The sequence below is a fragment of the Streptomyces sp. bgisy100 genome (assembly GCF_057709105.1).
The window spans coordinates 18,646-43,012 of record NZ_JBYITE010000027.1; the positions used below are offsets into that span (position 1 = coordinate 18,646).

The 24,367-nt window shown below is 68.3% G+C and carries 24 protein-coding genes, 1 tRNA gene and 2 pseudogenes; 14 read left to right on the forward strand and 13 right to left on the reverse strand.

Annotated features, from left to right (window positions below):
• Positions 1-14: 14 nt before the first annotated feature.
• Genes AC3EQ1_RS18835 through AC3EQ1_RS18850 form a run of 4 tightly spaced genes read right to left on the reverse strand, consistent with a single transcriptional unit; the run spans position 15 to position 4,333 of the window.
• A complete protein-coding gene (locus AC3EQ1_RS18835; protein WP_432095481.1) occupies positions 15-1,079 on the reverse strand; it encodes an NAD(P)-dependent alcohol dehydrogenase in 1,065 nt (354 codons plus the stop codon).
• Positions 1,076-1,933: a carbohydrate ABC transporter permease gene (locus AC3EQ1_RS18840; RefSeq protein WP_432095482.1), complete on the reverse strand. Its 858-nt coding sequence runs from the start codon at positions 1,931-1,933 to the stop codon at positions 1,076-1,078. The genes AC3EQ1_RS18835 and AC3EQ1_RS18840 overlap by 4 nt, the downstream gene beginning before the upstream one ends.
• Positions 1,930-2,856: a carbohydrate ABC transporter permease gene (locus AC3EQ1_RS18845; RefSeq protein ID WP_432095483.1), complete on the reverse strand. Its 927-nt coding sequence runs from the start codon at positions 2,854-2,856 to the stop codon at positions 1,930-1,932. Before AC3EQ1_RS18845 ends, AC3EQ1_RS18840 begins: the two co-directional genes overlap by 4 nt.
• Before the next feature lies 1 nt (position 2,857).
• Positions 2,858-4,333, reverse strand: coding sequence for an extracellular solute-binding protein (locus AC3EQ1_RS18850; protein WP_432095484.1), 1,476 nt, complete (start codon positions 4,331-4,333; stop codon positions 2,858-2,860).
• Positions 4,334-4,806: 473 nt separating this feature from the next.
• Between AC3EQ1_RS18850 and AC3EQ1_RS18855 the strand changes: the two genes are divergently transcribed.
• From AC3EQ1_RS18855 to AC3EQ1_RS18900, 10 genes are all read left to right on the forward strand, one after another.
• Entirely contained in the window at positions 4,807-5,895 is a 1,089-nt protein-coding gene (locus AC3EQ1_RS18855) for a carbohydrate kinase family protein (protein ID WP_432095485.1), read from the forward strand.
• Between the two features lie 295 nt (positions 5,896-6,190).
• A complete protein-coding gene (locus tag AC3EQ1_RS18860) occupies positions 6,191-6,499 on the forward strand; it encodes a hypothetical protein (RefSeq protein WP_432095486.1) in 309 nt (102 codons plus the stop codon).
• Entirely contained in the window at positions 6,499-7,842 is a 1,344-nt protein-coding gene (locus AC3EQ1_RS18865) for a hypothetical protein (RefSeq protein ID WP_432095487.1), read from the forward strand. The genes AC3EQ1_RS18860 and AC3EQ1_RS18865 overlap by 1 nt, the downstream gene beginning before the upstream one ends.
• Positions 7,843-7,861: 19 nt before the next feature.
• Positions 7,862-8,530, forward strand: coding sequence for a hypothetical protein (locus AC3EQ1_RS18870; RefSeq protein WP_432095488.1), 669 nt, complete (start codon positions 7,862-7,864; stop codon positions 8,528-8,530).
• A gap of 1 nt (position 8,531) precedes the next feature.
• The gene (locus AC3EQ1_RS18875) at positions 8,532-9,128 is read left to right on the forward strand and encodes a hypothetical protein (RefSeq protein WP_432095489.1); all 597 of its coding nucleotides are present in this window, start codon (positions 8,532-8,534) and stop codon (positions 9,126-9,128) included.
• Positions 9,129-9,331: 203 nt separating this feature from the next.
• On the forward strand, positions 9,332-10,537 hold the full coding sequence (locus AC3EQ1_RS18880; RefSeq protein WP_432095490.1) for a helix-turn-helix domain-containing protein: 1,206 nt from the start codon (positions 9,332-9,334) through the stop codon (positions 10,535-10,537).
• A 150-nt stretch (positions 10,538-10,687) separates the two neighbouring features.
• The gene (locus AC3EQ1_RS18885) at positions 10,688-11,917 is read left to right on the forward strand and encodes a helix-turn-helix domain-containing protein (RefSeq protein WP_432095491.1); all 1,230 of its coding nucleotides are present in this window, start codon (positions 10,688-10,690) and stop codon (positions 11,915-11,917) included.
• A gap of 95 nt (positions 11,918-12,012) precedes the next feature.
• Entirely contained in the window at positions 12,013-12,378 is a 366-nt protein-coding gene (locus AC3EQ1_RS18890) for a DUF6415 family natural product biosynthesis protein (protein ID WP_432095492.1), read from the forward strand.
• On the forward strand, positions 12,375-12,563 hold the full coding sequence (locus AC3EQ1_RS18895; protein ID WP_432095493.1) for a hypothetical protein: 189 nt from the start codon (positions 12,375-12,377) through the stop codon (positions 12,561-12,563). Before AC3EQ1_RS18890 ends, AC3EQ1_RS18895 begins: the two co-directional genes overlap by 4 nt.
• A gap of 225 nt (positions 12,564-12,788) precedes the next feature.
• Positions 12,789-13,487 carry an aspartate/glutamate racemase family protein gene (locus tag AC3EQ1_RS18900; RefSeq protein WP_432095494.1) on the forward strand — a complete coding sequence of 233 codons (699 nt, stop codon included), beginning with the start codon at positions 12,789-12,791 and terminating at the stop codon, positions 13,485-13,487.
• A gap of 78 nt (positions 13,488-13,565) precedes the next feature.
• Here the strand turns inward: AC3EQ1_RS18900 and AC3EQ1_RS18905 are convergent, their stop codons facing one another.
• The gene (locus tag AC3EQ1_RS18905) at positions 13,566-13,886 is read right to left on the reverse strand and encodes a GYD domain-containing protein (RefSeq protein ID WP_432095495.1); all 321 of its coding nucleotides are present in this window, start codon (positions 13,884-13,886) and stop codon (positions 13,566-13,568) included.
• Between the two features lie 915 nt (positions 13,887-14,801).
• On the opposite strand from AC3EQ1_RS18905, the gene AC3EQ1_RS18910 reads away from it, so the two are divergent.
• Positions 14,802-16,355 (forward strand): hypothetical protein, encoded by a 1,554-nt coding sequence (locus tag AC3EQ1_RS18910; protein WP_432095496.1) that lies wholly within the window; start codon positions 14,802-14,804, stop codon positions 16,353-16,355.
• 376 nt (positions 16,356-16,731) lie between these two features.
• On the opposite strand, the gene AC3EQ1_RS18915 is transcribed toward AC3EQ1_RS18910, so the two are convergent.
• From AC3EQ1_RS18915 to AC3EQ1_RS18925, 3 genes and pseudogenes are all read right to left on the reverse strand, one after another.
• Positions 16,732-17,748 (reverse strand): Shedu anti-phage system protein SduA domain-containing protein, encoded by a 1,017-nt coding sequence (locus AC3EQ1_RS18915; RefSeq protein WP_432095497.1) that lies wholly within the window; start codon positions 17,746-17,748, stop codon positions 16,732-16,734.
• Positions 17,749-18,612: 864 nt separating this feature from the next.
• Positions 18,613-18,789, reverse strand: a pseudogene (locus AC3EQ1_RS18920) (XRE family transcriptional regulator); the annotation flags it as partial.
• A gap of 175 nt (positions 18,790-18,964) precedes the next feature.
• On the reverse strand, positions 18,965-19,312 hold the full coding sequence (locus AC3EQ1_RS18925; RefSeq protein WP_432095500.1) for a hypothetical protein: 348 nt from the start codon (positions 19,310-19,312) through the stop codon (positions 18,965-18,967).
• Between the two features lie 52 nt (positions 19,313-19,364).
• On the opposite strand from AC3EQ1_RS18925, the gene AC3EQ1_RS18930 reads away from it, so the two are divergent.
• The gene (locus tag AC3EQ1_RS18930; RefSeq protein ID WP_432095501.1) at positions 19,365-19,724 is read left to right on the forward strand and encodes a hypothetical protein; all 360 of its coding nucleotides are present in this window, start codon (positions 19,365-19,367) and stop codon (positions 19,722-19,724) included.
• A gap of 788 nt (positions 19,725-20,512) precedes the next feature.
• Positions 20,513-20,700: pseudogene (locus AC3EQ1_RS18935) on the forward strand (site-specific integrase); the annotation flags it as partial.
• Positions 20,701-20,806: 106 nt separating this feature from the next.
• Here AC3EQ1_RS18935 and AC3EQ1_RS18940 read toward each other — a convergent pair.
• From AC3EQ1_RS18940 to AC3EQ1_RS18950, 3 genes are all read right to left on the reverse strand, one after another.
• Positions 20,807-20,879: transfer RNA gene (locus AC3EQ1_RS18940), tRNA-Arg, on the reverse strand.
• Positions 20,880-21,035: 156 nt separating this feature from the next.
• The gene (locus AC3EQ1_RS18945; protein WP_351505927.1) at positions 21,036-21,386 is read right to left on the reverse strand and encodes a PRC-barrel domain containing protein; all 351 of its coding nucleotides are present in this window, start codon (positions 21,384-21,386) and stop codon (positions 21,036-21,038) included.
• Positions 21,387-21,487: 101 nt separating this feature from the next.
• Complete coding sequence (locus tag AC3EQ1_RS18950; protein WP_351505930.1) at positions 21,488-21,658, reverse strand: hydrophobic protein; 171 nt, start codon at positions 21,656-21,658, stop codon at positions 21,488-21,490.
• A gap of 230 nt (positions 21,659-21,888) precedes the next feature.
• Here AC3EQ1_RS18950 and AC3EQ1_RS18955 point away from each other — a divergent pair, with 230 nt between their 5' ends.
• Positions 21,889-22,314, forward strand: a complete 426-nt coding sequence (locus AC3EQ1_RS18955; protein ID WP_432095502.1) for a hypothetical protein — start codon at positions 21,889-21,891, stop codon at positions 22,312-22,314.
• Between the two features lie 715 nt (positions 22,315-23,029).
• On the opposite strand, the gene AC3EQ1_RS18960 is transcribed toward AC3EQ1_RS18955, so the two are convergent.
• Both AC3EQ1_RS18960 and AC3EQ1_RS18965 read right to left on the reverse strand, forming a co-directional pair.
• Entirely contained in the window at positions 23,030-23,194 is a 165-nt protein-coding gene (locus AC3EQ1_RS18960; protein ID WP_432095503.1) for a hypothetical protein, read from the reverse strand.
• Positions 23,194-24,255: a glycosyltransferase family 2 protein gene (locus AC3EQ1_RS18965; RefSeq protein WP_432095542.1), complete on the reverse strand. Its 1,062-nt coding sequence runs from the start codon at positions 24,253-24,255 to the stop codon at positions 23,194-23,196. Before AC3EQ1_RS18965 ends, AC3EQ1_RS18960 begins: the two co-directional genes overlap by 1 nt.
• Positions 24,256-24,367: the final 112 nt, after the last annotated feature.

Here is a 24,367-nt window from a genome sequence, read left to right on the forward strand (position 1 = left end):
GTGACTCCTGGCGGTCAGCCCGGCTGCGGACAGACCAGGGCCTTGATCGCGGTGCGGTCGCGGGCGCCGGCGGTGAGTGCCCGCTCGGCCTCCTCCAGGCCGTACCGGTGGGTCGCCAGCCGGTCGAGCCGCACCTCGCCGGAGGCGGCCAGCGCGATCGCCGTCGGCCAGGTGTTGGCGTACCGGAAGGTGCCCGTGACCTCGATCTCGAAGTTTTGCACATGGGCCAGCGGCAGCGGGATCGCGTCACCGCCCATGCCGACCAGCACCGCCCGCCCGGCCCGGCCGACGGCGCGGATGCCCTCGTCGGCGACGGCGGGCACTCCGGAGCACTCCAGCAGCACGTCCGGTTCGTAGCCGGTGTCGGCGAGCCGGGTGCCCCGGACGTCCACGGTGCCGGTGGCCCCCAACTCCCGTGCCAGATCCAGCCGGTGCGGTGCGATGTCGGTGACCACCACCTCGGTGGCGCCGAAGGCGCGCGCCGTCTGGGCCGCGACCAGGCCGATCGGCCCGGCGCCGGTGACCAGTACCCGCGATCCGGCGGTGACCCGGCCCTTGCGGCAGGCCCACACCCCGACGGACAGCGGCTCCAGCAGCGCGGCCGCGTCGGCGCCGAGCCCGGCGGGGACGGGGTGGGCGAAGTCCTCGTCGACGGCGACGTACTCGCACAGCGCCCCGTCGACCGGCGGCGTCGCGTAGAAGGACACCTCGGGGCAGAGGTTGTAGCGGCCGTGGCGGCACTGCCGGCAGCCCCCGCACGGCACGCCGGGCTCGATCGACACCAGCTGTCCGGGCCGGTGGCGGGCGGCGCCGGGGCCGAGCGCGACCACCGTCCCGCTCGGCTCGTGGCCCAGCACCAGCGGGGCGCGGACCACGAAGTCCCCGATCCGGCCCTGCTCGTAGTAGTGCACGTCGGAGCCGCAGATGCCGACCGCCTCCACCCGCACCAGGACCTGGCCCGGTCCGGGGCGCGGCACCGGGCGCTCCTCCACCACCAGCTCGCGCGGCGCCCGGAGGACCGCGGCCCGCATGCCGTCGGGGAGGTCCGGGGGCGGGGCGTTCTTCGGTCGGGTGCTCATTCTCCGGTCACAGCTCCCATGGTCAGGCCGGTGACGAGCCACCGGCGTACGGCGAGGCCGACGAGCATCATCGGGACCACCACGACGGTTCCGATGGCGGTCAGCTGCCCCCAGTCGATGCCGGTCTGGGTGACCAGCTGTCCGGCGGCGAGGGGCAGCGTCTGGGTGTGCGGTCCGCTGAGCACCAGCGCGAAGGCGTAGTCGTTCCAGGAGAAGACCAGGCACAGCACGAACGTGGTGACCAGTCCGGGCCGGGTCAGCGGCAGGATCACATGCCGGAACGCCTGCCACGGGGTGCAGCCCGCGACCTGCGCGGACTCCTCCAGCGCGGGCGGGACCTGGGCGAAGAACGCGTGCAACAGCCAGATGGCGAAGGGCAGATCGAAGCTCAGATACGCCAGCACCAGGCCGGGCAGGGTGTCGATCAGCCCGGCGTACCGGAAGATCAGGAAGAGCGGCAGCACCACGACCGCGGCCGGTGCCATCCGGGTCGAGATGATCCAGAACGACAGATGGTGCTTGCCGCGCATCCGGGTGCGGGACAGCCCGTAGCCGCCGAGCGCCCCGAGGGCGGTGGCCAGCAGTGCGGACGTACCGGCCGCGACCAGGCTGTTGTTCAGGTACGGCCAGAGGTTGTTGGCGCCGCTGAACAACTGCCGGTAGTTGTCCAGGGTCGGGGCGAACCACACGTCCGGGGTGGCGGAGGTGACGGCGGCCGTCGGCTTGACCGAGGACAGGAACATCCAGCCCAGCGGGACCAGCGTCCACACCAGGGCGACGGCGACGACGATCCGGACGGTGGTGCGTGAGGTGCGGGTGCCGCGCTCCAGCGGTCCCGTGGCGGAGGCGGTCATGCCGGCCCCTTCCGGTCGAGGAGACGGACGAACCAGCGGGCGGCCACGGTGGTCACGGCCAGCATCAGCAGCCCCGCCACGGCCGCGTAGCCGAAGTCGAAGAAGCGGAACGCGGTCTGGTAGAGCTGCACGGACGCGGTCCGGGTGGCGTCGGCGGGCCCGCCGCCGGTGGTGTTCCAGATGATGTCGAAGTAGCGCAGCGCGTCCATGGACCGGATGAGCAGCGCGACCAGCAGGACCGGGGCGATGGCGGGCAGCACGATGTGGCGCAGCGTGCGCAGCAGGCCCGCGCCGTCGAGCGCCGCCGCCTCCAGCACCGCGGCGGGCACCGAGGTGAGCCCGGCCAGGGCGATCATCGCCACCAGCGGGGTCCACTCCCAGATGTCCAGCAGGGTCACGGCGGCGAACGCGGTTGCCCGGTCGGCCATCACATCGCCCTGGTAGCCGACGAGCCGCAGCAGCCAGGTGACCAGCCCGAACGTGGAGTCGGTCAGGAACCGGCCGAGCAGTCCGACGATGACGGGTGCCACGAACATGGGGAGCAGCAGCAGGCCGAGCACCCCGTTCCGGCCGCGTCGCAGCCGCCAGAGGCAGATGGCGAGCGCGGTGCCGAGCACCATCTCGCCGCCCACCGTGAGGGTGAAGTAGCCGAGGGCGCGGCCCCACGCCCAGGCGGTGTCCGGATCGGTGAACAGCCGCGCCCAGTTGGCCGCGCCGACCCCCTCCAGCCGCAGCCCGCCGAGGATGTGCACCCGGGAGAAGCTCATCGCCACCACGGCCACGAACGGCAGGATCGACACGGCGGCGAGTACCAGCAGCCCGGGCGTCATCATCCGTCCGGCGAACCCGGGGAGCCGCAGGCGGCGGGTGCCGGTGGGACGGGTTCCGCCGGTGCGGGCGGGGGAGTTCAGGGAGAGACCCATGTCAGCCCACCCACCCTCGGGAGACGATCCGGTCGATCCGGTCGGCGGCCGAGCGCATCGCCGCGGCCGGTGAGGCGTCCCCGGCGAGCATCCGGGAGACCTCGGTGTAGAGGGCGGTGTCGCACTCGCCCCACATGGGGATCTTGGGGCGCAGCCCGATGTTCTCCGGCCGCCAGGTGGTGCGCACCGCTCGGGAGGAGAGCATGTTGGGCATCGCGGAGGGCCGGTGCTCGGCGGCGGCGACCCGCGGGTGGCCGTAGACCGAGGTACGGGTCGGGGTGCCGCCGCCGGCCTCGCTGGCCAGGCCCGCCCGCTGGGTGCGGGGCGCCGTGGCCCAGGTGAGGAACAGCCAGGCCGCCCGGCGCCGTTGTGCCGGGACGATGTTCGAGACCGCGATCCCGGTGCCGCCGTACATCCCGGCGGAGCGGGCCGGTCCCTTCGGCAGCCGCGCGTAGCCCACCTTGCCGGGCATGGCGGCCTCGTTGGCGGCCGCGTACTCGTGCCAGTTGGGGCACATCGCGAAGCGGCCCGCGCGGAATCCGGCCCCGACGCCGTCCCAGTCCCAGGTGCGGGACGCGGGGTCGGCGATCCGCAGCAGCCGCTCGTAGAACTCCGCGCCGGCGACGGCCGCGTCCGACCGCAGCCGGCAGGGCCCGGGGTCGGTGGTGCCGAGCCGGCCCACCCGCTCCCCGTCGTCGAAGTAGTCACCGCCCCAGGCCCAGAGGAGGTTGGAGAAGTCGCACATCAGGGCGTCGTGCTGCTTGGCCTGGTGGCCGGTGCCGTAGCGCACGTCGTCGGTGCGGTCGTTGAACCACTCGGCGATCGCGTAGTACTGCTCCCACGTCGTGTCGTCGGACGGCATGGGGTCGAACCCGAGGTCGTCCGCCATCCGGTCGCGGTGCTCGGCGAACAGGTCGGCCCGGTACTGCCAGACCATCGTCGGGCAGTCGTACGGCAGCGCGAGCACCTTCCCGGGGTCCTCGAAGCGCCCGGCCGCCTCCAGATGGCTGGGGACGAAGTCCCCGAAGCCCCCGGCCAGGCGCGGGAGCGCCGGATCCTCCTGGAACTCCCGCAGGTCGGCGAAGGCGGGCGCGTACGGGGCCAGCACCAGGTACGGGTCCGCGTACACCACGTCGTACTCGCCGTTGCCGGAGGCGAAGTCCAGCGCGACCTTCTGGGCGAGTGCGGACAGCTCCAGCGTGACGATGTTGACGCGGATCCCGGTGAGCTCGGTGAACGGCCGCAGCCCGGCCACGATCGCCGCGGTGGGGGCGGTGTTCTCGGAGACGAAGTTCAGGGTGGTGCCGGCGTACCGCCGCCAGGCACCGGCGTCGGCGTGGACGACCGCGTCACGCCGGCCGCCGCAGGCGGACAGCAGCCCGGCCGCCCCGGCGGCGGCGCCGCCGCGGAGCAGGGCACGACGGCTGGGCGCCGCCGCCGGAGGGCGGAATGGAGGGGAGGGAGGGGGAGAGACCATGTGGTGCGTCCCGGGGGAGTCGGCGGGGGCGAACTCTGACGGGCGACATTGTTAGCAGAAAATCTCGCCGCTGTTAACACATCTTGCGAGAAGTTTTGAGTGTGTCTATCGTTCCGGGGCAGCGGTGCAGCTTCTGGGTGGGGGTAGTCCCATCCGTCCGGGCACCCTGGCTCGGGCGCCGTCCGTTTCCCCGGCGGCGCCCGGGGCCGGGGGTGCGGGTCGGGGTGCTCGCCGGACGTGCTCGTAGGGCGTGCTCGTCGGGGTGGCGGGGTTCCCTGGGACGGGGACATCCGCCAGGGTGCGATGGGGCGGCCGGAGCGCTTTCCGGCCGGGGCCCGCGCCGCACCGGCCCCGCCCCGGGGCCGTGCTCCACGACCACGGCGGCTCGGCGCCACACTGGCCACCGCTTCAGGCGTCACAACAGCCACAGGGCACTGCTCGCAGCCGCCCACTTCCCGAGCCACGGAGACCAGATGATCACTGTCATCGGCGAGAGCCTCGTCGACCGGGTGTACGCCGCCGCCCCGCTGCCGGAGACGTTCTCACCGGCCGTCGGGGACAGGGGTGCGGCTGGTGACCGGGCCGCGGTCGGTGACCCGGTGGCCGAAAGCGGTCCGGCCGCTGCCGATGACCCCGCCACCGGGGGTCGGGGAGCCGCCGTCGACCACCCCGGAGGCTCCCCGGCCAACGTCGCCGTCGGCCTCGCCCGCCTCGGCGCTCCCGTCACCCTGATCACCCAGCTGGGCGAGGACGCGAACGGCCGGCTGCTCCGCGACCACCTGGCGGCCTCCGCGGTCCCGGTGACGGTCGCGCCGGGACCGGCCACCGCCACCAGCACGGCCACCGCCTTCCTCGACGCACAGGGCGCGGCGCGCTACGACTTCCGCGTCACCTGGGACCTCCCCGTCCCACCGGAACTCCCCGCCGGTACCCGCTGTCTGCACACCGGCTCGCTCGCCACCGCCCTCGACCCCGGGGCCGAGGCGATCGAGGAACTCCTCACCCGCACCCGCGCGGAGGCCCGCGGCATCACCATCAGCCTCGACCCCAACGTCCGCCCGGCACTGCTGCCCGCCCGCGACACGGCCCGCGCGCGCATCGAACGCCAGGTGGCGCTCGCCGACATCGTCAAGGTCAGCGAGGAGGACGTGGCCTGGCTGTACCCGGAACAGGACGTCGCAGCCGTCGCCCGCCGCTGGCAGCACACCGGCCCGGCACTCGTCGTGGTCACCCTGGGCGGCGCGGGCAGCATGGCGGTCACCGCAACCCACACGATCCGCCGCCCGGCCCCGTCGATCACGGTCGCGGACACCGTGGGGGCGGGCGACGCCTTCACGGCCGGCATGCTGCACTGGCTCGACGGGGCGGGGCTGCTGGGCGGGACGGGCGAGGGCGGTCAGGCCGCAGACCCGTCGGCCGGGTTGCGCGCCCTGGGCCCGGACGAACTCGCCGACCTCCTGGACCTGGCCGCCACCACGGCCGCCCTCACCTGCACCCGCCCGGGCGCGAACCCGCCGACGCGGGGGGAGCTGGAGGACTTCCGGCAGCTGCACGCGAGGTAGTGAGCGGCAATCGTCCGGGCTGGTCCGAAGGCCGCACCCAGCAGTCGGCATGCCTGCCCGAGGGCTGCGGCGAGCGTCACGACGAGTGCGGGGCATATGCACAACTTGCCTTATTCCATGGGCAGTTGAGCCATGATCTGTACGCTGTGGAACGGCATTGTCAGTCGAGCGGCGGACTCCGCGAGCGGGCGCAGGGGGCCTCGCAGCGCAACGCAGTGTGCGACGGGGGCGGCGGAAGTGCGCCCGAGGGGGAGTCACGCCGAGGCACTCATGGCGCGTAGGGGGAAACCGGACAGTGGGCGAGAACACGAGGATCGACGATCTGAATGTGATCCGCGAGATGGGTGTGGGACTCGGCAGAATCAAGAGTGCGTTCGACGGCCTGTCCAAGCTGAAGGGGCAGTACGAGGACGACTTCGGCGAGCACGATCTCGCCTGGCAGTTCGGTGACTTCGTGGGGAACTGGGAACACCATCGCGAAGAGCTCGCTGATGAGATCAAGGGATTGGCCGACATCGCCAAGGGTGCTGCCAAGGCCTATGACGGCGTGGACAGCGCCTTAGCCAAAGCCCTTCGCGACTCCGACAAGCGGAAGAAGTCCTGATGGGCTCGGCGCGACCACGTGACTGGCAGCCCCTGGCGGACACCGACCCGATCCCCGGTGACCCGGACCGGCTGGAGGAGCTCGGGCGCAAATTACGCAGGACGGCCGACGAGCTGGAACGGCAGGTCCGTCACCTCAAGGCGGCGGCCGAGGTGGATTCCTGGGACAGCGACGCGGGCAAGGAGTTCCGCGAAAAGGCCAAGAAGTGCCGGGGCAGGCTCGAAGACGCACACAAGCGGTACGAGACGGCGGCTGACGCCATCGGCGACCGCATCGTGGATCACGGCAACGACTACGAGGCGAACGCGACCGCGCCTGCCGGGGCGTACGTCACCGAACTCCGGCGGGCACAGCGGATCGCCGAGATCGCCCGCCGTGACGCCCAGGACGCCGAAGCGGACAAGAAGTCCGCGACCAAGGGGCTGGACGGGCTCTCCGGCAAGGACGACAAGGACCGGAAGTCCGCTCTGGAGGAGCGGGAGAAGAGCGCCGGAAAGTTCCTGGAGGCGGCTGAGGAAAAGCTTCGCAAGGCGAAGGAGATCCGCGACGCCGCCGCCAAGAAGGCCCGCGACGCCATTGACGACGCCATCTCGGACGACTCCCTGAAGGACGGCTTCTGGGATGACTTCGCGGCCTTCGTCGACGGGTTGGCGGACTGGACCGAGGCCATCTCCAAGTGGGCCGGAATCGCTGCCCTCGCAGTCGGTTGGATTCCCGTCATCGGCCAGGGCTTGGCGGGGCTGCTGGGGGCGATCTCCATGATTGCCACGCTGGTGAACATCGCCTGCACGGCGATCCAGGTCGGCATGGGTGACGAATCGTGGACGGAGCTGGCGTGGTCGGCCGTCGGGTTGCTGGCGATGGGGGCCGGTAAGGCGTTCTCCAAGGTGGCGGGGCGGTATGTCTCTTCCACTCTCCGCAGGATGCGTCTGGCCAAGAATGGCCGGTCCACTCCACGCCAGTGGAAGCGAAATCGTAAGGCTTTCAACCGGCAGCTCACTCGGTCCAATCGCTTCGAGAAGGGGGACATCAGCAAGTCTCTGCGAGAGCCCATCACTGACCCCTTCAAAGGCTCCACTTGGAAGGATGGCTTCAAGGGCGGATACGGCCATGCGTGGCGTGAGTTGAAGAACCGTGGAGGTGGGAGTGGGGTCAAGGGCATGTTCAAGTCCGCCTCGCTCGCCGATGCCTCGGTTGCCTCGGACCTCAAGGAAGTGAAGCATCTGGGAAAGTCCCTGGGGGAGTACGACGCCGTGAATAAATTGACGCGCAGAGCTGCGGGGATGACTGCGGTGGGGTCAGGTATCACGGCGGGCGGGTTGTTTATCGATGAGGTCCATTGAGAAACGAGGGTGGAGACCAGTGGAAGCGGTGGCCGGTCGGATGTCCGATCCAAAGGGCGAATATGTTGTGGACTTCGACTTTGACGGGAACTGGCTGGGGCTGACCCTGCACGAGGGAACCAGGGAAGAAGCGGAACGGATCGCCGCTGATCTTGTCGATCAGTTCAATCCGTTGGAGTTGCTGGTGGGGAAAGCTCACCTGCATCAGGAACTCGCAGATCTGGCCATGAACCTCAACAAGGAGGACCCCGCCATGGCCTGTGCCGTCTACAGCATGGGTGGTGAACTCCTCGCTGAGATGGTGGGCAACTGCTACGGGGAGGATGGTGTGCAGCGGCCGTCACCCGAGGAGTGGCGCTCTCAACTATTGGACTGGGGCGACGCGAAGCCGAAGAGCACGCCGGAGGTGGCCGAACTCCAGCTGCCTGTTGGACATGCGGTGCGCGTGCAGGCAGTCCTAGAGGAGAAGCGTCGCTTCGGTTTCGGCCGTCGGCTCTCCGAGACAGTGCGCTACGCGGTCTGGCCGACGGATCAGGAGGAGGTCATTGTCATCGATGTCGACTGGTTGGCCTTGCATCGCTCCGACGAGCTGACTGCTCTCGTCGACGAGCTGATGCCCACCATGCACCTGGTGCCCGTCCCGCCAGGAGCTGATGACAGCGCCGGTGTCAATCAGGAAAAGCCCTGACATGGCATTGAAGACAGAGTGGACCACGCCGCCCAGTGACTACACGATTTTCGTTCCCGCTGGGTGGTTCCAACTCCCTCTGGACCCCAAGGAGCGGGACCGGGGCATCATCGCCCTGGCCGACCGGCAGTTCACCGGTATCGACCATGCGCCGGTGCTCAAGGAACGCTTGATGCGGGACCTCCAGAAGCAGGCGAAGGCGGCGCATCGAGCAGGCGGTGTCGAGCTGTACATCTCGCTGCTGACGGTCCGCGGACTGCCGCTGGCCTCCTCGCTGCTGGTCAGCCTGCTGCCGGAGGGCTGGCCCGGATGCCGTACCGCGCACGACCTCGTGCGCCGGTTCGGGGAGATCGGCCGGCGGGCGGAAGTGTCCCGGCTGGAGGCCGCAGGTGACGCCGTTCGTGAGCAGCACACCGAAGCTGCCGATCCTGAACGACAGATGGGGAACACCCTCGCCACGACAACCGTGATCTACAACGTCCCGGTACCGGCGAGCCGGAAGTGGCTGACGCTCACCTTCTCCACCCCCATGGAGTCCCTGGCGCCGAAAATGGTCGAACTCTTCGACACCGTGGCCGGGACGCTGCACTGGGAATGAGACGTCGGTCGGCACTGCGACCGCTGCACCTTTGACTGCGTGGCCTGAGGTGCAGTGTGCGCTGGATCCGTGGTCGGGAAGGGGCGGGCAGTTGTCCCACTCGTGCATCCATTGTCGCCAGGGGAAAGTGGGTTCGATCGGGACCTTTTGCCCCTGGTCGGCCGGGTACCGTTCCGAGTGTCGAGGTCGGAACGGAGCTCAGCATGGGACAGAGCCACGACGAACACACCGGCACGCGGATCGCGGACTACCGGAAGCTGCGCCAGCTCACGCAGACCGCCCTCGCTCAGAGGGCGTTCCTCGCACGCAGCACGATCGCCAAGGTCGAACGGGGGCTGGCCCCCGCCACGCCGTCCGTCGTCGCCGCGATTGCCCGCGTGCTGCAAGTCGACGTCGCCGTACTCAACGGACAGCCGTACCTGTCCGAACTGCGGCAGGATCATCTCGACCGCCTCATCTCGCCGTTGTCCGAGGCCCTCGACCTGTACGACCTCGGACCGGACCCGCACATCGTGCCCAGGCCCATCGCCCTGGTGGAACGGGACGTCAGGACGCTCTGCTCCGGAGCGGCGGCAACGGAGTACAAGGACATCGGCTCGCGTCTCCCCGGGCTGCTGGGAGAACTCACTACGGCCATAAACCTCCTGTCGTCCGGCCCGGAATTCCGGCGAGCGGCAACGTCGCTGAGCTGGTGCTACTGGGTGGCCTATGAGTTCGCCTATCGGGTCGGCTATCACGACCTGGCGTCCATCGCGCTCGAACGCATGGGGTGGATGGCCGAGCAGGCACAGGATCCGCTGCTCCTGGCCATCCGGCTGAACAAGCGGTCGAGCATGCTGCTCCGGAAGGGGAACAACAGGTTGTCCCTGCAGGTCATCGACCGAGGCCACAACCTGATCGAGCAGGTCGAGGACGCCGAATCCGTCGCGGCCGTAGCCGTCAGCGGGAGCCTCCACCTCGCATCGGCCATTGCGGCCGCCCAGGCGAAGGACGCTGACGCGGTCACTGGATACATGGGCTTGGCACGCGAAATGGCCACGAAAATCGGCCGGGACGTTCCGGAGGTGTACTGGTCCTCGTTCGGCATCACCAACGTGCTGCACTTCGACGTCGCGACCAACGTCGAACTGGGCGAGCTCGGTGAAGCGGTCAAGCTGTCCAAGGAACTGCACTTCCCGGACAGTCATCCGCGTATGAGGGTCGGCCGGTACTACATCGAGATGGCCCGCGCCTATGCGCAGATGGGCAAGTCGGAAGCTGCCGAGCGATCTCTGGTGCGGGCCCGCCGGGTCGCTCCGCAGCAGGCCCGGTACCACCCCTTGGTGCGGGAGACCATCGGCGCCCTGGTCCGGAGGCAGCGGCGCGCGCCCGAGTCGTTGTCCTCGTTGGCTGCCTGGGTCGGCATGTAGCAGCTCCGCGAGGCGCCGTTGTTCCCCGTACGGCACAGGCTTGCGTCGTGAACTGTGCCTTCGGCAGCGTCACCGTCTCGTAAGGCCGTTCCCCGTAGCCCAGTTGCGAGTCAGGGGTACATTCCCCGTGACGCTAGGAATGGAGCCACTATGCCCCACTACAGCGACACTCAGGCGGCCGGGGAGAGCAACGGCCAGAGGCTGGCCCGGCTGCGGATGCGGCGCCGTTGGACACAGCAGCGGCTCGCCACCGAATCCGGCTACTCCCTCGCCGCAGTCCGCGCTTTTGAGCAGGGCCGCCGGTCCCTCGACCGGCCCGCCGTCGTCCTCGCGATGTGCCGGGCCCTCGACTGCCATCCCATGGAGATCACCGGAGGTCCGGTCGTCCCGCAGGGGTCCGATCGGGACGGGCAAGCCGCAGTCGCCGCGGTCGCAGCCGTGCGCCGCGCCCTGCTGCGGCATGGTCGCCCGGCCCGGCCCACCGAGCAGGAGGTCAGCGAGGTCGACCTCGCTGAGCTGAGGAAACGCATCGTCGTGGCCAACCGTCACCGTCACGCCGCGGCGTTCGCCCACTCCGGATGCGAACTACCTTCCCTGCTTCGTGATTTGCAGGTGGCGGCCGAAGTGCGCGAGGGCGACGACCGGCGCACGGTGTACGGCCTGCTGGCATCGGCGTACGAATGCGCGATGCAGTACCTGTACAAGCTGGGCCACGTCTCGGATGCCACACTCGCGACCGAGCGGGTGGTGTGGTCCGCCCGGGAGACCGGCGACGCCTTGAGGGTGCTGGCCTCCCACTGGTATGACGCCGGCGAGTTCCTGAGCATCGGCGAGCACGACGAAGCCGGTGCCATCATCGACGATGCGCTGTCCCGGCTCGGGACCGTTCGGGAGCCGGGACCCGAGGCTGTGTCCTTGAAGGGAGCCTTCGAACTGAAGGCCTCGCTGAACCACGCCCGCGCGGGGGACGGCCGGGCGGCGGAGGGGCACTGGACCCGGGCGCGAGGCGTCGCCGAGAAGCTGGGCGCGGACCGGAACGACTGGCAACTGCAGTTCGGCCCGACGAACGTGGCCATCTGGGGAGTCAGCCTGCCCGTCGAGCTGGGCCGGGGCAGGGAGGCCGTGGACCGTGCCTCCCGTGTGAAGCTGCCGGCCGATTACAGCCCGGAGCGCCGCAGCCATCACCACATCGATGTAGGCCGTGCCCACTTCTACAACGGCAACCGCGAACGCGCTCTGGAGGCATTCCTGACAGCGGAGCGGCTGGCCCCACAGGCAACACGGATGCACGCCGGTGTGCGAGAGACCGTCGGCACCATGGTTCGCACCCAGAGGAAAGGCCCCTGTGTCGAGTTGGGCATCCGACTCGGCGTCGTCTGACCACTACGTGCTACAGCCTGTAGCACTTCCGTCACCGCTCGACCCCTAGCGTCCTTGTACAGCGCGACGACGCAGGGATCGAGCGGGAGGACATCGTGTTGGGAACCGGCGAGGGCAGCATTCACCAGGGCCCCGGCCCTATTGACGAAGCAACCATCCAGGACACCATCGTCCGCTCCTTACGCACCGCCTCCGGTCGCATCGACATGGCCGAGTTGATGCGCCTCGATGAGCTGTTGCGCGGGCACATCGCGCTGCTGTTCCCCGAGGTGGAGGCGTCGACGGATCGTCTCTGGCGCGGCAGTGTCGCCTGGTACCAGCGGCGCGCCGGCCTGGACCGGATCCGGCGGCAGGTCACGGAGGGGCTGGGCGAGGGTCCGCTCTCCGCGCACATTCAGGTCGCGACCCTGGCGCGGGACTGCCAGTGGCTGCTCACTCAGCACCGGGAGGAGCGTTCGTGACGCTCCGGCTGTGCAACTGGCACCAGGACTACACCGACCGCCCCACTCTGATCGCCCTCATCGAGACCGGCAGCGGCCCTGGCGCGATCCTCTACGCCTGCCCCGACTGCATGCACATCTACCGGCTCCGGCCCTTCGACCCGGCCACGAGCGGCGGCCCCGTCTACCAGCGGCGCCGCACCTGAGACAGGGCCGCCGACGGTGCGCCCCCGACGCCGGCGGCCCGCAACAACACGCACACCCGCGGCGGGTCCGGCAGGCGCCGCTCGTCTCGACGGTTGCTGCCGAAGCCCGCCCCCATGGATGCAAAGCCGGGTCCGGGGGACGGCCTTTCTCGCCATCCCCGGACCATGCCTGTGCGCCAGAGAAATCCATGACAGCAACAGCAAGGGGCGTGCAAGAGTGGACAGATGAAGACCATTGGGTTGATCGGCGGCATGAGCTGGGAATCCACGGCCGAGTACTACCGGCTGTTGAATGAGCAGGTCAGGGAGCAGCTGGGTGGCTTCCACTCGGCCAAGTGCGTGCTGTACTCGGTCGACTTCGCCGAGATCGAGCGGCTGCAGGTCGCCGGGCGCTGGGACGAGGCGGGGGACGTGCTGGCCGACGCCGCCCGCTCCCTCCGGAACGCCGGGGCGGACATGCTGCTGATCTGCACCAACACCATGCACAAGGTCGCCGACCAGGTGGCCGCGGCGGTGGACATTCCGCTCCTGCATCTGGCCGACGCGACAGCGGCTGCGGTACAAGCCGCCGGCCTGAGCCGAGTGGGACTGCTGGGCACCGCGTTCACCATGGAGCAGGACTTCTACCGCGACCGACTGGCCGGCCACGACTTGAAGGTCCTGGTCCCCGACGCGGACGACCGGGCCGTCGTCCATCGGGTGATCTACGAGGAGCTGGTCCTCGGCATCGTCCGCGAGGAGTCCCGAGCGGCCTACGGCGAGGTCATCGGCAGGCTGGTGGCCTCCGGCGCGGAGGGCATCATCCTCGGCTGCACGGAAATCGAGCTCCTCATCGGCCCGGAGCACAGCCCTGTCCCCGTCTTCGCCACCACCCGTCTCCATGCCGAGGCTGCCGTCGTTGCGGCACTGGCGACGGGACGGTAGCCCGGGGCCGGTATGGCACATGTGCTCTGGCCTGCACGTGCACTGAACCGACAGCCGATGACGTTGCGGCGCTCGCCCCTACGCGCTGGGAGCCCGGAAGGGGACTTGCCGACGGGTGGCCTCGTCGATCTCCTCGACGGTGAGGAGGGGAGTGGCCCGGGTGTGCAGGGCCCCGCTGGCCTTGACGGTGAGGCTGATGGCGGCCATGGAGACCGGGTCGGGGAGGTCGATGATGAGCACGACGTCGTGTTCCCCGAAGGCGAAGTACACGGACTCGACCGTCCCGCCGAGGGCCGTGACGACCTGGTCGATTGCGGCGCGGCGCCCACTCGCGCCTTCCTTGAGCAGCCCCTTGGTGCCCTCGGACGTATAGGTGGCCTGGATCAGAAAATTCGGCATCAGGACGCTCCCTGCCCATCGCATGTCCGGTGTGCAGATGGCCTTCCCGCTGTCACACCGACCGCCACGCACCCCATGACCCGATTCACCCGTTGGATGCCAATGCGGTGGGGTACCTGCCGGCGGCAGCCGACTCCGCGTCGACGTAGCGGACGTCGCGGCAGGCGCAGGGCAGGCCCTGAAACGACCAAGGGCCGACCCGGGAGGAAACCCTCCTGGACCGGCTCCTTCTTCTGTGCCCCGGTTCTTCTGTGCCCCCGGCAGGATTCGAACCTGCGACACCCGCTTTAGGAGTTTTCCCTGGGTGGGGCTGCGGCCTGCGGAAACGTTGGCTTTGGGGTGTCTGGCCTGGGGAAACACCCCTCCGTAGTTCTCACGTGTTCATGGGGTTTCCCGTCACCATGTGTGCTGAATCCGTTTCGGCGAAACGAGGTGTAGCCGGTATGGCAGAGCTCCGCCATGCCGCCTTCGGTGGAGTACGGGCCGGTGTGGTGGATCATCATGCCGTGGACCGGGCCCAGGCGCCTTGTGGTTGCGGTGGCGGGTACGCCGGTTGCAGTGCTCGACGACGCGGACGCCGGACCTTTTCAGGACGGCGAGGAACTGGTCGGCGGACAGTGGCTGGGCCACGTTGGGGCGCTTTCTCCCCCACGCCTCCATGGGCTTCAACTACGTAAAGAGCCACTGGCGGTCCCTCTTGCTGAGTAGATTCCGAATGTCCGTCCAGCGCCGATGGCCGGTGGAGGATCACCTGGGGCGGGGGACCTACCGCATGTGGAGCTGGCAATCTGGTGGTGTCGTACTGCTTGGTGTACGAGGATCACACAGGGACCCAAGACCGTGGTCTGCGCTTGGGTGCGTCCAGGTATCTGACCGATGCTATGCCGAGAGGCTCGGATGGCGAGGGGGAGAGAGATGAAACCGGCGGAAGAGCTTCTGGAGGAGATTTCCAGAAAGAGGTCCGCACTGCGGCTACACCGTGCATGGAGCGCAGGAGAGGGACGCATCTACGCGCTACTGCGGAAGGCGGCCGAGTTCAGGGCCAGGGAGATAGACGCCGGGATACAGACTGATGTTCCCTGGGAAACCCTCTTCGAGTTCGTGATTGAGTGGCATCACCAGTTTCCGCTTGGTGATGGTGACTGTGATGAGGAGGCGGCTTTCGAAGTGCTCACCTCCGCCATCGAGTTCTCGCGGTGGGAGCAGATAGAACACAGTATCCGCATGGGAGGTTACTCGGTTAGGCGCAGAGGCGGGGATCTTCGAGTTCGCCACGCCTGGGATGTGGCCCTTGAGGCAGCCGACATGTATCTGGAGTCACGAGCGCGTCCGAGAGAACTACCACCGTTCTCCGAGGTGGAACGGGGGTGGGCCCGGGCTCGCCCCGTCGAGTCGCGCGAGGGGCCGCCGTTCGAGGTTTTGAAGGCGTCCGCAGACCGGGCAACGGTGTCTCTTGATGCCTGGAGGAAGTCTGCGCCGGAAGGATACTTGCCCGATTCCTTCGCCCTCGGCAACGGACTCACTATGAGGGAAGCCACGGTTCTCCTGGCCGGCATCATGGGGCTTGCCGACCTCTGTGAACTTGCGGCACGCTCTGCCGCGAGACTGGAGAGCACGCTTGCTCATCTGGATCGGCAAGTGATGGTCGATGCCTTGAGCCAGCTGTGCCCAGAAGTTCCGACCGCGCATATCCACGACCTGCTGGAGCGATTGACCTATCGGGTGGGCCGTTCGGCCCGGACCGCGCCCCTCGTCGAGAGTGGAGAAAAGATCATTCTTTGTCCTCCTCTCATCACTTCGAGGGCGGTTGATGTCATTGCGCTGAGAACGGCGGCTCAAGATGCGAGTCGGTTCGGTCGGGTGGGTCACACCCTGGGGAAACGGGCAAAAGAGTGGGAGGACTGGTTTGCCGCGATTCCGGGGGTAGTAGCACGGAGCGGTGTGAAGGTGCTGCGTGCTGACGGAAAACGCGCGGGTGACCTGGACGTCATAGCTGTCGACGCCGAGAACAAGCTGGGAATCTGCCTCGAAATCAAGTGGCCCATCGACGCTGTCACGCGGCGGGAAGTAGGTAAAGTGGAGAGCTGGGTCACCTCTGCCGCAGACCAGTTGGGAAGGGTGCGTGGCGAACTGGAGTCAGGGACTGCCGTGGCCGAGCTGCCGGACGGATGGCCCCAGCTAAGTGAGATTGAGATGACCTGGGGCGTGGGCACACCCCAGCAGCTCTGTCTGCGGCCGATTTCCGTGCAGGGCATCTACCCGACCTCGTTGCGCTATCTAATCGAGGCCGGAGACCCGCCGTCGCTTCGCAGCGTTGTGGAGATGCTCAAGCGTCCGGATCTGCCGAAGCGGGGCCTGCACTATTCCGAGGAGGCGTTCACCTTGAGGATGGGGCACCATGCCGTCGTCGTTGACAGAGTCGGACTCAGGCAGTTCGGATGGCGCCCGAGATTTCCTAACCTCGTATGACGCATACGTCATCCGAGTGCCTTTCCTTTCACAGAGTGGTCACTTGGTGCACGTGACTCGCAGCTTCGGCGGGTAAGTCTGCCCGACCCTCTGCGCTCGCCCGTATCCTAGAGGGGATCATGGGAGCCGTCTCCGAGTGCTTGGAACAGGTGAAGAGGGCCGTTCCGCGTCCGACCTTGAGGGCAGTCGGAGTGGGGTCGAATCCTTGCCAGGCGGTGCTACACCCTGCCGCAGGGCGCTGTTCTGCCTGATCAGCGCCCTACGGCGTCGTACCCCATCCAGCTCGCGACGCTGTGCCGGATCGTCCGGTCACGCATCGAGCACGCATGTGAGGCCGGTCAAGAGTCCAGGCTCTTGCGACAACAGGCGCAGCCCCCTATCGGTCTGAGGCCGTCAGATTGATTGTCCGCTGCGCGTTCTCGATTAGGCGGCCGTATGTAGTGACGCTCAAGCGCGTCAGGTACGAGTTGAAGGTACGAATGGTTTCGTCGATCTCTTGGGGCGATGCACCTGTGGTCACGAATCTGCTGTGCCCGATCACGACCGTCATCGACGCGCGTCGGCAATCGATACCCAAGTCCACTAGGATCTGTGGGCGCTTCTCGTCCAGCTCGCGTAGGTAGTTCATTGCCTGCCCGACCGCTTTGTTGACCTCTGTGCCAACAATCAGGTGGTTCCGCTGGCCGGTGACCAGCCGCGTGATGTTGGCCTTCTTGAGTTCGACGCCGTGCAGGGTCCCGTCTGGCCGGAGCAGAGCCAGGTCCAGCTGGTCTCGCAGGGTGATGTTGCGGCGGACCGTGCCTGGCAGGAACTCGCCCCCGAAGATCCAGGTCATCCGCTCGACGAGTCTCTGCAGGTCGCCTTCGCTGCTTTCGGGGTCCTCGACTGCGGCGCGCAGCTCATCCAGATCAGCCTGCCGTCTTGCGCGCTGAACCAGAGTCGCGAGCAGCTGAGCCTCGTTGAGCTCAACGAGGGACGTGGCGGTTGCTGGCTCGCTTTCCAGAACGGTAAGCAGCTTGCGGATGGTGGTCGCGGCTGGCTGGTTACCGACAGGTTGCAGCCGAAGGCTGATGCGAGAGGCGTTCCGGAACGGGTCCACCTCGTCCGTTGGCAGCGAGATGCCGTTCAGCTGGCGAAGCCGGAAAAGCGGTGCTCGAGTGTCCACTATGTGTGGCCGGCGAGCGTAGGAGGGCCGGATATCCCGTTTGCCGGTATCCACCCAGCGCTCCACCGGTGATTCGGGTTCAATCGCGAACTCCCCGAGATAGAGACGCTCGCTGCGGTGCGCGACGAAGACCCTCAGCGGTACCCCGCGCCGCCTGTGCGCGAGCGCGGCCAGGTTGTCGTCCGAGATGGTGTCTGTCCACTGTGACTGTCCGGAGGCAAGCAGCACAGGGCCATCCCACCGAGGGGCAAGTTCGCCTTTGGCGGAGCGATCGATGAAGAGGAATGCGTTGGGAGTCCTTCCACTGGCACCGACAGTGAGTCGTGGACTGCCTCCGTAGACATCGTGCAGTTCGCTCCGTTTGACGACCGCCCCGGGTGGGATGCTCCAACCTGTGGGCATGTCATCCGGTTCCTCTACCTCCTCCACGAGTTGAATCAAATCTCTCCATCGCTTGGCGGCCAGTTTGAGCGCTACCAGCTGGCGCCCTTTAGTCGCTGACCGGGCCCGCTTCACTACGTGATCAAGGCCGGAAGTCCGGAGTACCGAGGCCGAGACAGGGGCGGCGAACGAGAGCTTGCCGAAGGACAGACGCACTCTCACATGTGGGGGAGTCGATCCCTCGTCGTCTCTCTATGAGCCGTGCGTGCGGCCAATCAAGCGTGTCGGAGTCCACAGGGGTCGTGCTGGTGATCTCCCCCAGCGCCACTACGCCGCCGCCTCGGCCCCTCCGCCACAGTAGGACTGCGTCGCCTTCCTCAACCTCGAGGCGGGTGACGGTTGAAAGCGACGAATCCCAGCCCCCGGCCGACTGGGAAGATCCGCGGGTCATCTCGTACGCGGACGTCTTGTTCTCGGCGGCTAACAGCCAGTACTTCACGTCTTCCCTCCCACGCCTGGAATACCGCGAACGTACAGCGACTCGTTCGCTTGTAGAGGGAGATCGGCACTGGCTGTCGTCGTGGGCTATCCCTTCGAGCGGCTGCCCCGTTCGAAGGCGGCGGGTCACCTTGGGCGCCGGTCAGCGGGTGTCGCGGATCTCACCCTGAGGACCGGACCGTGAAGGTCTTAGTTCGGCGGCCGACGCTGTGGTCATGTGGCCATCCTCCAGGTGGCGGTGTGTTCGGTCCAGGTCTGCACGGTGGTGCTGCCCGGTGCGGTGGCGCGCAATGCGGCCCTGAACCGCTGCAGCGTGCGTGTGACCCGGGCGTGCTGGGTGGCGGCTTCGGCGGGGACCTTCATCGCGGTGGCCGTGGCGGCGTCGGGGGCACTCTAGTACTACAGGGCTAGATCTTGATCATCTGGAGTCGCAGCCGTCTCCGAAAGTGATGGCGCCGGGCTTCGGCTTGATGCGCGCGGCGCCAGACCGACCAGCAAAGCCCGAGGTCAACCGCGTCACGAGCAGAACCGATCAGGTTGAACAACCGTCGAGCCTCGGCAACGGTCAAGGCCGCGAGCCGCTGTGTGCGTGCTCGCGGCAGCCGGGCGCTGCCCGGTCCCGCGGAGCCCCTTTTTGCGGGCTCCGGGCCATCGCGGCCAAGAAGGCCAGTGCCAGCATGGACAGGGTGATGTGGCGATACCAGGCGTCGTACTTGCGCACCTGGTAGTCGTCCAGCCCGGCCTGTTGTTTCGCAGCCTCGAAGCATTCCTCGACCGGCCAGCGCAATCCGATGACCGCGACCAGTTCCGACAGCGACTCCCCTCGCGGGTTGTAGCAGTGGAAGTAGGAGATCTCCCCGTCCTCGATGTTGCGCCGGATCACGTACAGGTGCGCCTCGGGACCATGGATCACGGCCCAGTCGTAGACGCGAAACCCCTTCGTCCCGATTCCACAGGCGCGACGCGTGAAATTCCGCGTCCGCAAGCCGGCTGCCACGACGTCCAATCGGGTCGGGCAATCGGGGTTGGTGGTGATGCCCCCGGTATTCGTGTCGGTCGATTTCGGGGATCGCCATGCAGTACGCGGTGCCACCTTCGTCCAAGAACCTGCGCAGGCCGCGATTTTGGCCGAACTCCTCGTCCGCCGTGAACCACGAGAACGGCACCCCGGCTGTCACCGCGCGCTCGATGGTCATGTAGAGACGGCAGGGAGGGCCGTCCTGATCGCAGCGCGGGTGGTGGTCAGAAACGCAGACACGGCGGATGTGCCGGCCGAACGAATTGCGCCTTGCCTCACGACCTGTCTGGCGGTGGGGCAGAGCTAACAGCCAGGTTCTTCCCGCGGAAGGGGGTGCAGGTACGGCTCGGTCTCAAGCGGGATGGGTTCACCCTCAAGGTGAGCCCTTCCGTTAGCGAGAAAGATGCCTCGCGACTTAGAGACAGCATTCCATGCGTCTTCGACCTCTTGTCGAACCTCTTCTGCTCTTGATCGCGTTGTCACTGCGTACTCTGAGAGGCGCCGTTCTGCCCGCTGGGAGTATGCGTAGATTTCCCAAGCCAGATCGACAATTTCTGCTGGCCCGTGCAGCTGGACAATCATCGCTCTGTGGGCAACGTCGTCTAGCGCAGAGTCCAACGCGGCGTAGAGAGAGGGGTCTATCTGCTCCCACGTGGGGTTTGACCCGAAGAAACGGCTGTTGATTACGCCCTGCACTTCGACGAGCTTCCTTGAGAAGCGGAAGGCTGCTGTTCCCAGATCAGCGTAAGCGCTGCGCCGTGCCGCCATGCGGGAGAGCTCGTGACTGGTCGCGCCAGCCACTGCTGCAGCCTCAACCGCAGAACGTCCCCCAACTCGCGCCCCCAAGAGAGCCCCTAACGCCCCGACAAGTCCTGCCGCTACTGCGGCCCATCCAGCGTCCACGCCCTTCCGGACGTCGGCCGCGGCACGGTGGTTCCACTGCCGTGGTGCGTACCGGTTCCCGCGGCTAGTTCTTCGGGTGCAGCCATGGTGCGTCCAGTGTGGCCGATCGTTTATGGACGCCCAGGTGGGAGCGGTGAGGCGACCGTCACCCGCTGTGGTTTCGTGTCGCCGCGCCGGCGGCTCCTGTCCGGCCTCCGCCACACGGGCAACACCCTGGCCTCGACGGCTGGGGCCAGCACCCGTGAGCTGATGACCCGCATGGGCCACAGCAGCTCACGCGCCGCGCTGATCTATCAGCACATGACCAGCGACCGGGCCGGGCCCTCGCTGATCGGCTCGGAGCCATGATCCGCGAGGGCGGGGGAGAGGCCACCAGCTAGGGGATGTGGACTCCGCGTGGACTCTAGTGGCACGCGTATGGCACGCCTCGAACACGACAAAGGGCCAGCCTGGGAGGAAACTCCTCCTGAGCTGGCCCTTTTCCGGTGCCCCCGGCAGGATTCGAACCTGCGACACCCGCTTTAGGAGAGCGGTGCTCTATCCCCTGAGCTACGGAGGCGGGGATCTTCGGTGCCTCAGTGTAGCGGGTGGGGTCGGCCGGGTGGCTGGGGACCGGAGCATCGTCCTGGGCGGCCGGCCGGCGGGGCCGACGCGGCGCCGGGCCGCCGGATCCTCCTCGGGGGAGGCCGGCGGCCCGGCGCGCGGTGGGTGCTGGTCAGGCGGGGAAGCCGCCGTAGTAGCCGCCCACCTGGCGGTGGTATTCCGGGTCGGTGGAGTGCTGGTCCCTGTCGAACTCCGGGGCATTTTTGATCTCGTCCTTCGTGCGGGCGACGAAGAGCGTCCTCAGTTCGTGGTCGACGCTGGAGATGGTGCCCGCAGGCAGCAGGACGTGCTTTCCGAAGATCCAGATTCCGGTGTCGACGATGACAAAGGCCGAACCTGCCTCGTCGAAGTGCTTGTCGACCTTTCCCACGCTGCCGTCCGTGGCCTCCACCGTGTATCCCGCGAGGTCGGTGCCGGTCAGGTAACCGGCCGTCGGCGTGTAGGCCCAGATGTTCTCGGTCACAGGTGAATGCCTTTCTGTTCCTGCGGGGGATCGAGTCCTGTCCGCTGCCGCGGATCAGGTCCTGCTGATCATCGTTGTGCTGCCGTCGTTCCCGGTGGGGTCTACCAGCGGTACCAGCGGCCCCGGCGGCCGCCCGAGGCGGCGGGGCGGACCACGAAGCCCAGCAGCCAGACGACCAGGACGATCGCCGCTATCCACCACAGGGCCTTGAGGGCGAAGCCGGCGCCGAAAAGCAGGGCGGCGAGCAGAAGTACGAGAAGAAGGGGAACCATGTCTATCAACCTCCGGTCACTCGAATTCCCGTGCTTTTGCTGGTCATTCCTGTCGGATGATTGGTTTGCCGGGCGCGGGGGCGGGTACTCGGGGGCACTTGTGTTCGTCTGTGACGGTAATTTCGCGCGATGTTCGAGAACTGACGTGATCTCAGAGGTTGGTGTTCTTCGTGCGGGCCGGGCGGTATCCCGATGGGTTTGCTGCGATGCCGAGCGGTTAGGCGAAGGTCATGACTGAGAAAAAGAATGTGCGTACTGCTGCCCGTCGTACCACCGCGAACGCCAACGCCAAGGCCGCCGAGGCCAAGGCCAAGGACACCGCCGACAAGGCCAAGGAGACGGCCGGTGAGGCGGGGTCGACCGTAGGGAGCGCGGCGACGACCGCGACGCGGGCCGCGCAGGCCGCAGCGGGGAAGGCACAGGTGGCTGCCGACAAGGCGGTTGCCACCGGTCGGACCGTGGCTGCCGAGGCCCCCAAGAAGGCCGTTGCCGCGGCGGGCACCGCCTGGATGGTGATCAAGGCACGGAAGGTGGCGACCGTCGCCGCCGGTGCCGGAGCCGCCGTGGCCGGTGCCACCGTAGTGGTGCTCCGTCGGCGCGCCGCGCGTCGCCGTCGCCCGCTGGCGCGGCTGACCGGTGGCCGGCTGGGCGTCTGAGGGTGGACGTCGGGAGGTGCGGGTGTTCCGTACCTGTTCGGCGGGGCTCCGATACGGCGGGCTCCCGTGTCCGTCCGGCAGCCTGCCGGTACCACTGCCGCGCGCGTTCCGCGTGCGGATCCGCCCGTGAGTCCGGGACCGGACCCACGGCCGCAGGACATCCCTGCGATGTCACCCGGCTCGGGTGACCCGGCCTGTTCGCCCGCCACGGAGGGGCGGCCGGAGCGGATCCGCACGCGGAAGCATGTGCGGGGGCGGGTGTGAGCCGTGGCGCCGTGCGAGTGCGCGTCGCACTGCTCGGTGGGGGGCGCGGGGTTGTGCGTCGCGTCGACTGTTCCCGTACGGGTCTGCTCTCGGACTGGCTACCGCCGACCCGACGTGAGGACCGGACGAGTGGTTGCCGTATGGGCGGCGGGGCTCCTCCCCTGCCGGACCGTCCTGCGACACTCTGCGGTTGTCTCCTCCAGATGCTCGGCTCAAAGTGCCTGGCTCAGGCGCTCGGCCCAGGTGTTCGGCTCAAGTGCTCGGCCCCAGGTACTGGCCCGGGTGCTCGGCCCCAGGTACTCGCCCAGGTGCTCAGCGAGGTGTGCAGCCGGCTGCTCGCCGCACCGCGTTCGGGCGCGAGGCGTCCGGACGGTAGGCGTCCGGACAGCCCGCCGCGCCGGAACCGAGAGTCCCAGTCCCGGCGCGGACCAGCTGCCGCGCGGTGCGCGGCTCAGCGGCGGCGGCGCTTCATCGGGACCAGTTTCGCCAGCGCGAGGCCCGCGAAGATGAGAGTCAGCGCCGCCACGGTGAGGGTCAGTGCGGTCAGTCCGGTGGCGGCGAGCATCCCGGCGCTGCCTGCGGCGGGGGCGCTTGCCGCGCCTGTTGCGTACGTCATCAGGTGGCCTCCTTCTGGCCGGCGTGGTGCCACTGAGCCGTGCGCCGGGTGGCGATGTCGATCAGTGACCGGACGAATACGGCCTGGACGAACAGGTCGTAGGCGAGCTCGATGACCAGCGGGGAGGCCAGCGCACGGGCGCGGCCTCCTCCCCTCCATACCGTGGTCACCCGCTCGACGAGGAAGATCAGTCCCACCGCGATCCACAGCGGTTCGACGGCCCAGCCGCCCATGACCGCGGTGATCACCATGAGCAGCAGATAGAGGGAGAGGGCGACGGCGCCCACGCCCATGCCGATCTGCTGGAGCCAGTACCGGGCGGTGACCCGGTTCAGGCCGTACTGGCGCAGGTTCTCCAGGGCGCCGCGCTGCCAGCGCATGCGCTGCCGCCAGAGGTCCCGCCAGGTGGGCATGATCTCGGTGAGGACCCGGCACTCGGGTGGCGAGACCAGCCGCCGGCCCAGCATCTTCAGGGCCAGCGTCAGCTCGTTGTCCTCGGTCAGGGCGAGCGTGTCGTACACCCGTCCCTCCGTGCCGGGCAGGGTGTGGCCCCGGGCCGCCGCGATCTCGCGGAGGGCGCCGACCCGGATCACGGACGCGGTGCCGGTGAGCACCATGACGCGTCCCTGGTGGCGGGCGATGTCCCGGCCGTAGCGCAGGTACTCGTTGCGCTGCAGCTGGCCGAGGAGCCCTTCGCCCGGCAGGCCGTGGAAGATGCCGCCGACCGCCCCCAGGCCGGGGTCCGCGGACAGCCGGAGCTCAGCGGTGGCCAGGAAGTCCGGCGCGATGACCGAGTCGGCGTCCAGGACGAGGATGCCGTCCTCGTCGTTCAGGGTGGGCAGCAGCCGGGCGAGCGCCTGGTTGAGCGCCCCGGCCTTCTTGGCGGTGTTGCCGACGGACTCCATGACCCGGGCGCCCTCGGCGCGGGCCACGGCGACGGTGTCGTCGGTGCTGTTGTCGCTGACCACCGTGGTCCGGTCGGGACGACGGGACTGTTCCGTCAGGGAGCGCAGCGTGGCCGCGATGTTCGGTCCTTCGTTGTGTGCGGGGATGAGGGTCACGATCTGCAAGGCGGTGTCCTGTCGCGGCCGGAGCCGTTCGGGGGCGGGGTGCGGAGAAGCGGATGGCACCCGGTGCCGCCCGCAGAACCTCTACCGTGCGGGAACGACGGGG

What these genes read in the sequence shown, in the direction of transcription:
- AC3EQ1_RS18835 (WP_432095481.1), bottom strand. Translation starts at nt 1,079, where the DNA reads ATGAGCACCCGACCGAAGAACGCCCCGCCCCCGGACCTCCCCGACGGC.
- AC3EQ1_RS18840 (WP_432095482.1), bottom strand. Translation starts at nt 1,933, where the DNA reads ATGACCGCCTCCGCCACGGGACCGCTGGAGCGCGGCACCCGCACCTCA.
- AC3EQ1_RS18845 (WP_432095483.1), bottom strand. Translation starts at nt 2,856, where the DNA reads ATGGGTCTCTCCCTGAACTCCCCCGCCCGCACCGGCGGAACCCGTCCC.
- AC3EQ1_RS18850 (WP_432095484.1), bottom strand. Translation starts at nt 4,333, where the DNA reads ATGGTCTCTCCCCCTCCCTCCCCTCCATTCCGCCCTCCGGCGGCGGCG.
- AC3EQ1_RS18855 (WP_432095485.1), top strand. Translation starts at nt 4,807, where the DNA reads ATGATCACTGTCATCGGCGAGAGCCTCGTCGACCGGGTGTACGCCGCC.
- AC3EQ1_RS18865 (WP_432095487.1), top strand. Translation starts at nt 6,499, where the DNA reads ATGGGCTCGGCGCGACCACGTGACTGGCAGCCCCTGGCGGACACCGAC.
- AC3EQ1_RS18875 (WP_432095489.1), top strand. Translation starts at nt 8,532, where the DNA reads ATGGCATTGAAGACAGAGTGGACCACGCCGCCCAGTGACTACACGATT.
- AC3EQ1_RS18880 (WP_432095490.1), top strand. Translation starts at nt 9,332, where the DNA reads ATGGGACAGAGCCACGACGAACACACCGGCACGCGGATCGCGGACTAC.
- AC3EQ1_RS18885 (WP_432095491.1), top strand. Translation starts at nt 10,688, where the DNA reads ATGCCCCACTACAGCGACACTCAGGCGGCCGGGGAGAGCAACGGCCAG.
- AC3EQ1_RS18900 (WP_432095494.1), top strand. Translation starts at nt 12,789, where the DNA reads ATGAAGACCATTGGGTTGATCGGCGGCATGAGCTGGGAATCCACGGCC.
- AC3EQ1_RS18905 (WP_432095495.1), bottom strand. Translation starts at nt 13,886, where the DNA reads ATGCCGAATTTTCTGATCCAGGCCACCTATACGTCCGAGGGCACCAAG.
- AC3EQ1_RS18910 (WP_432095496.1), top strand. Translation starts at nt 14,802, where the DNA reads ATGAAACCGGCGGAAGAGCTTCTGGAGGAGATTTCCAGAAAGAGGTCC.
- AC3EQ1_RS18950 (WP_351505930.1), bottom strand. Translation starts at nt 21,658, where the DNA reads ATGGTTCCCCTTCTTCTCGTACTTCTGCTCGCCGCCCTGCTTTTCGGC.
- AC3EQ1_RS18955 (WP_432095502.1), top strand. Translation starts at nt 21,889, where the DNA reads ATGACTGAGAAAAAGAATGTGCGTACTGCTGCCCGTCGTACCACCGCG.
- AC3EQ1_RS18960 (WP_432095503.1), bottom strand. Translation starts at nt 23,194, where the DNA reads ATGACGTACGCAACAGGCGCGGCAAGCGCCCCCGCCGCAGGCAGCGCC.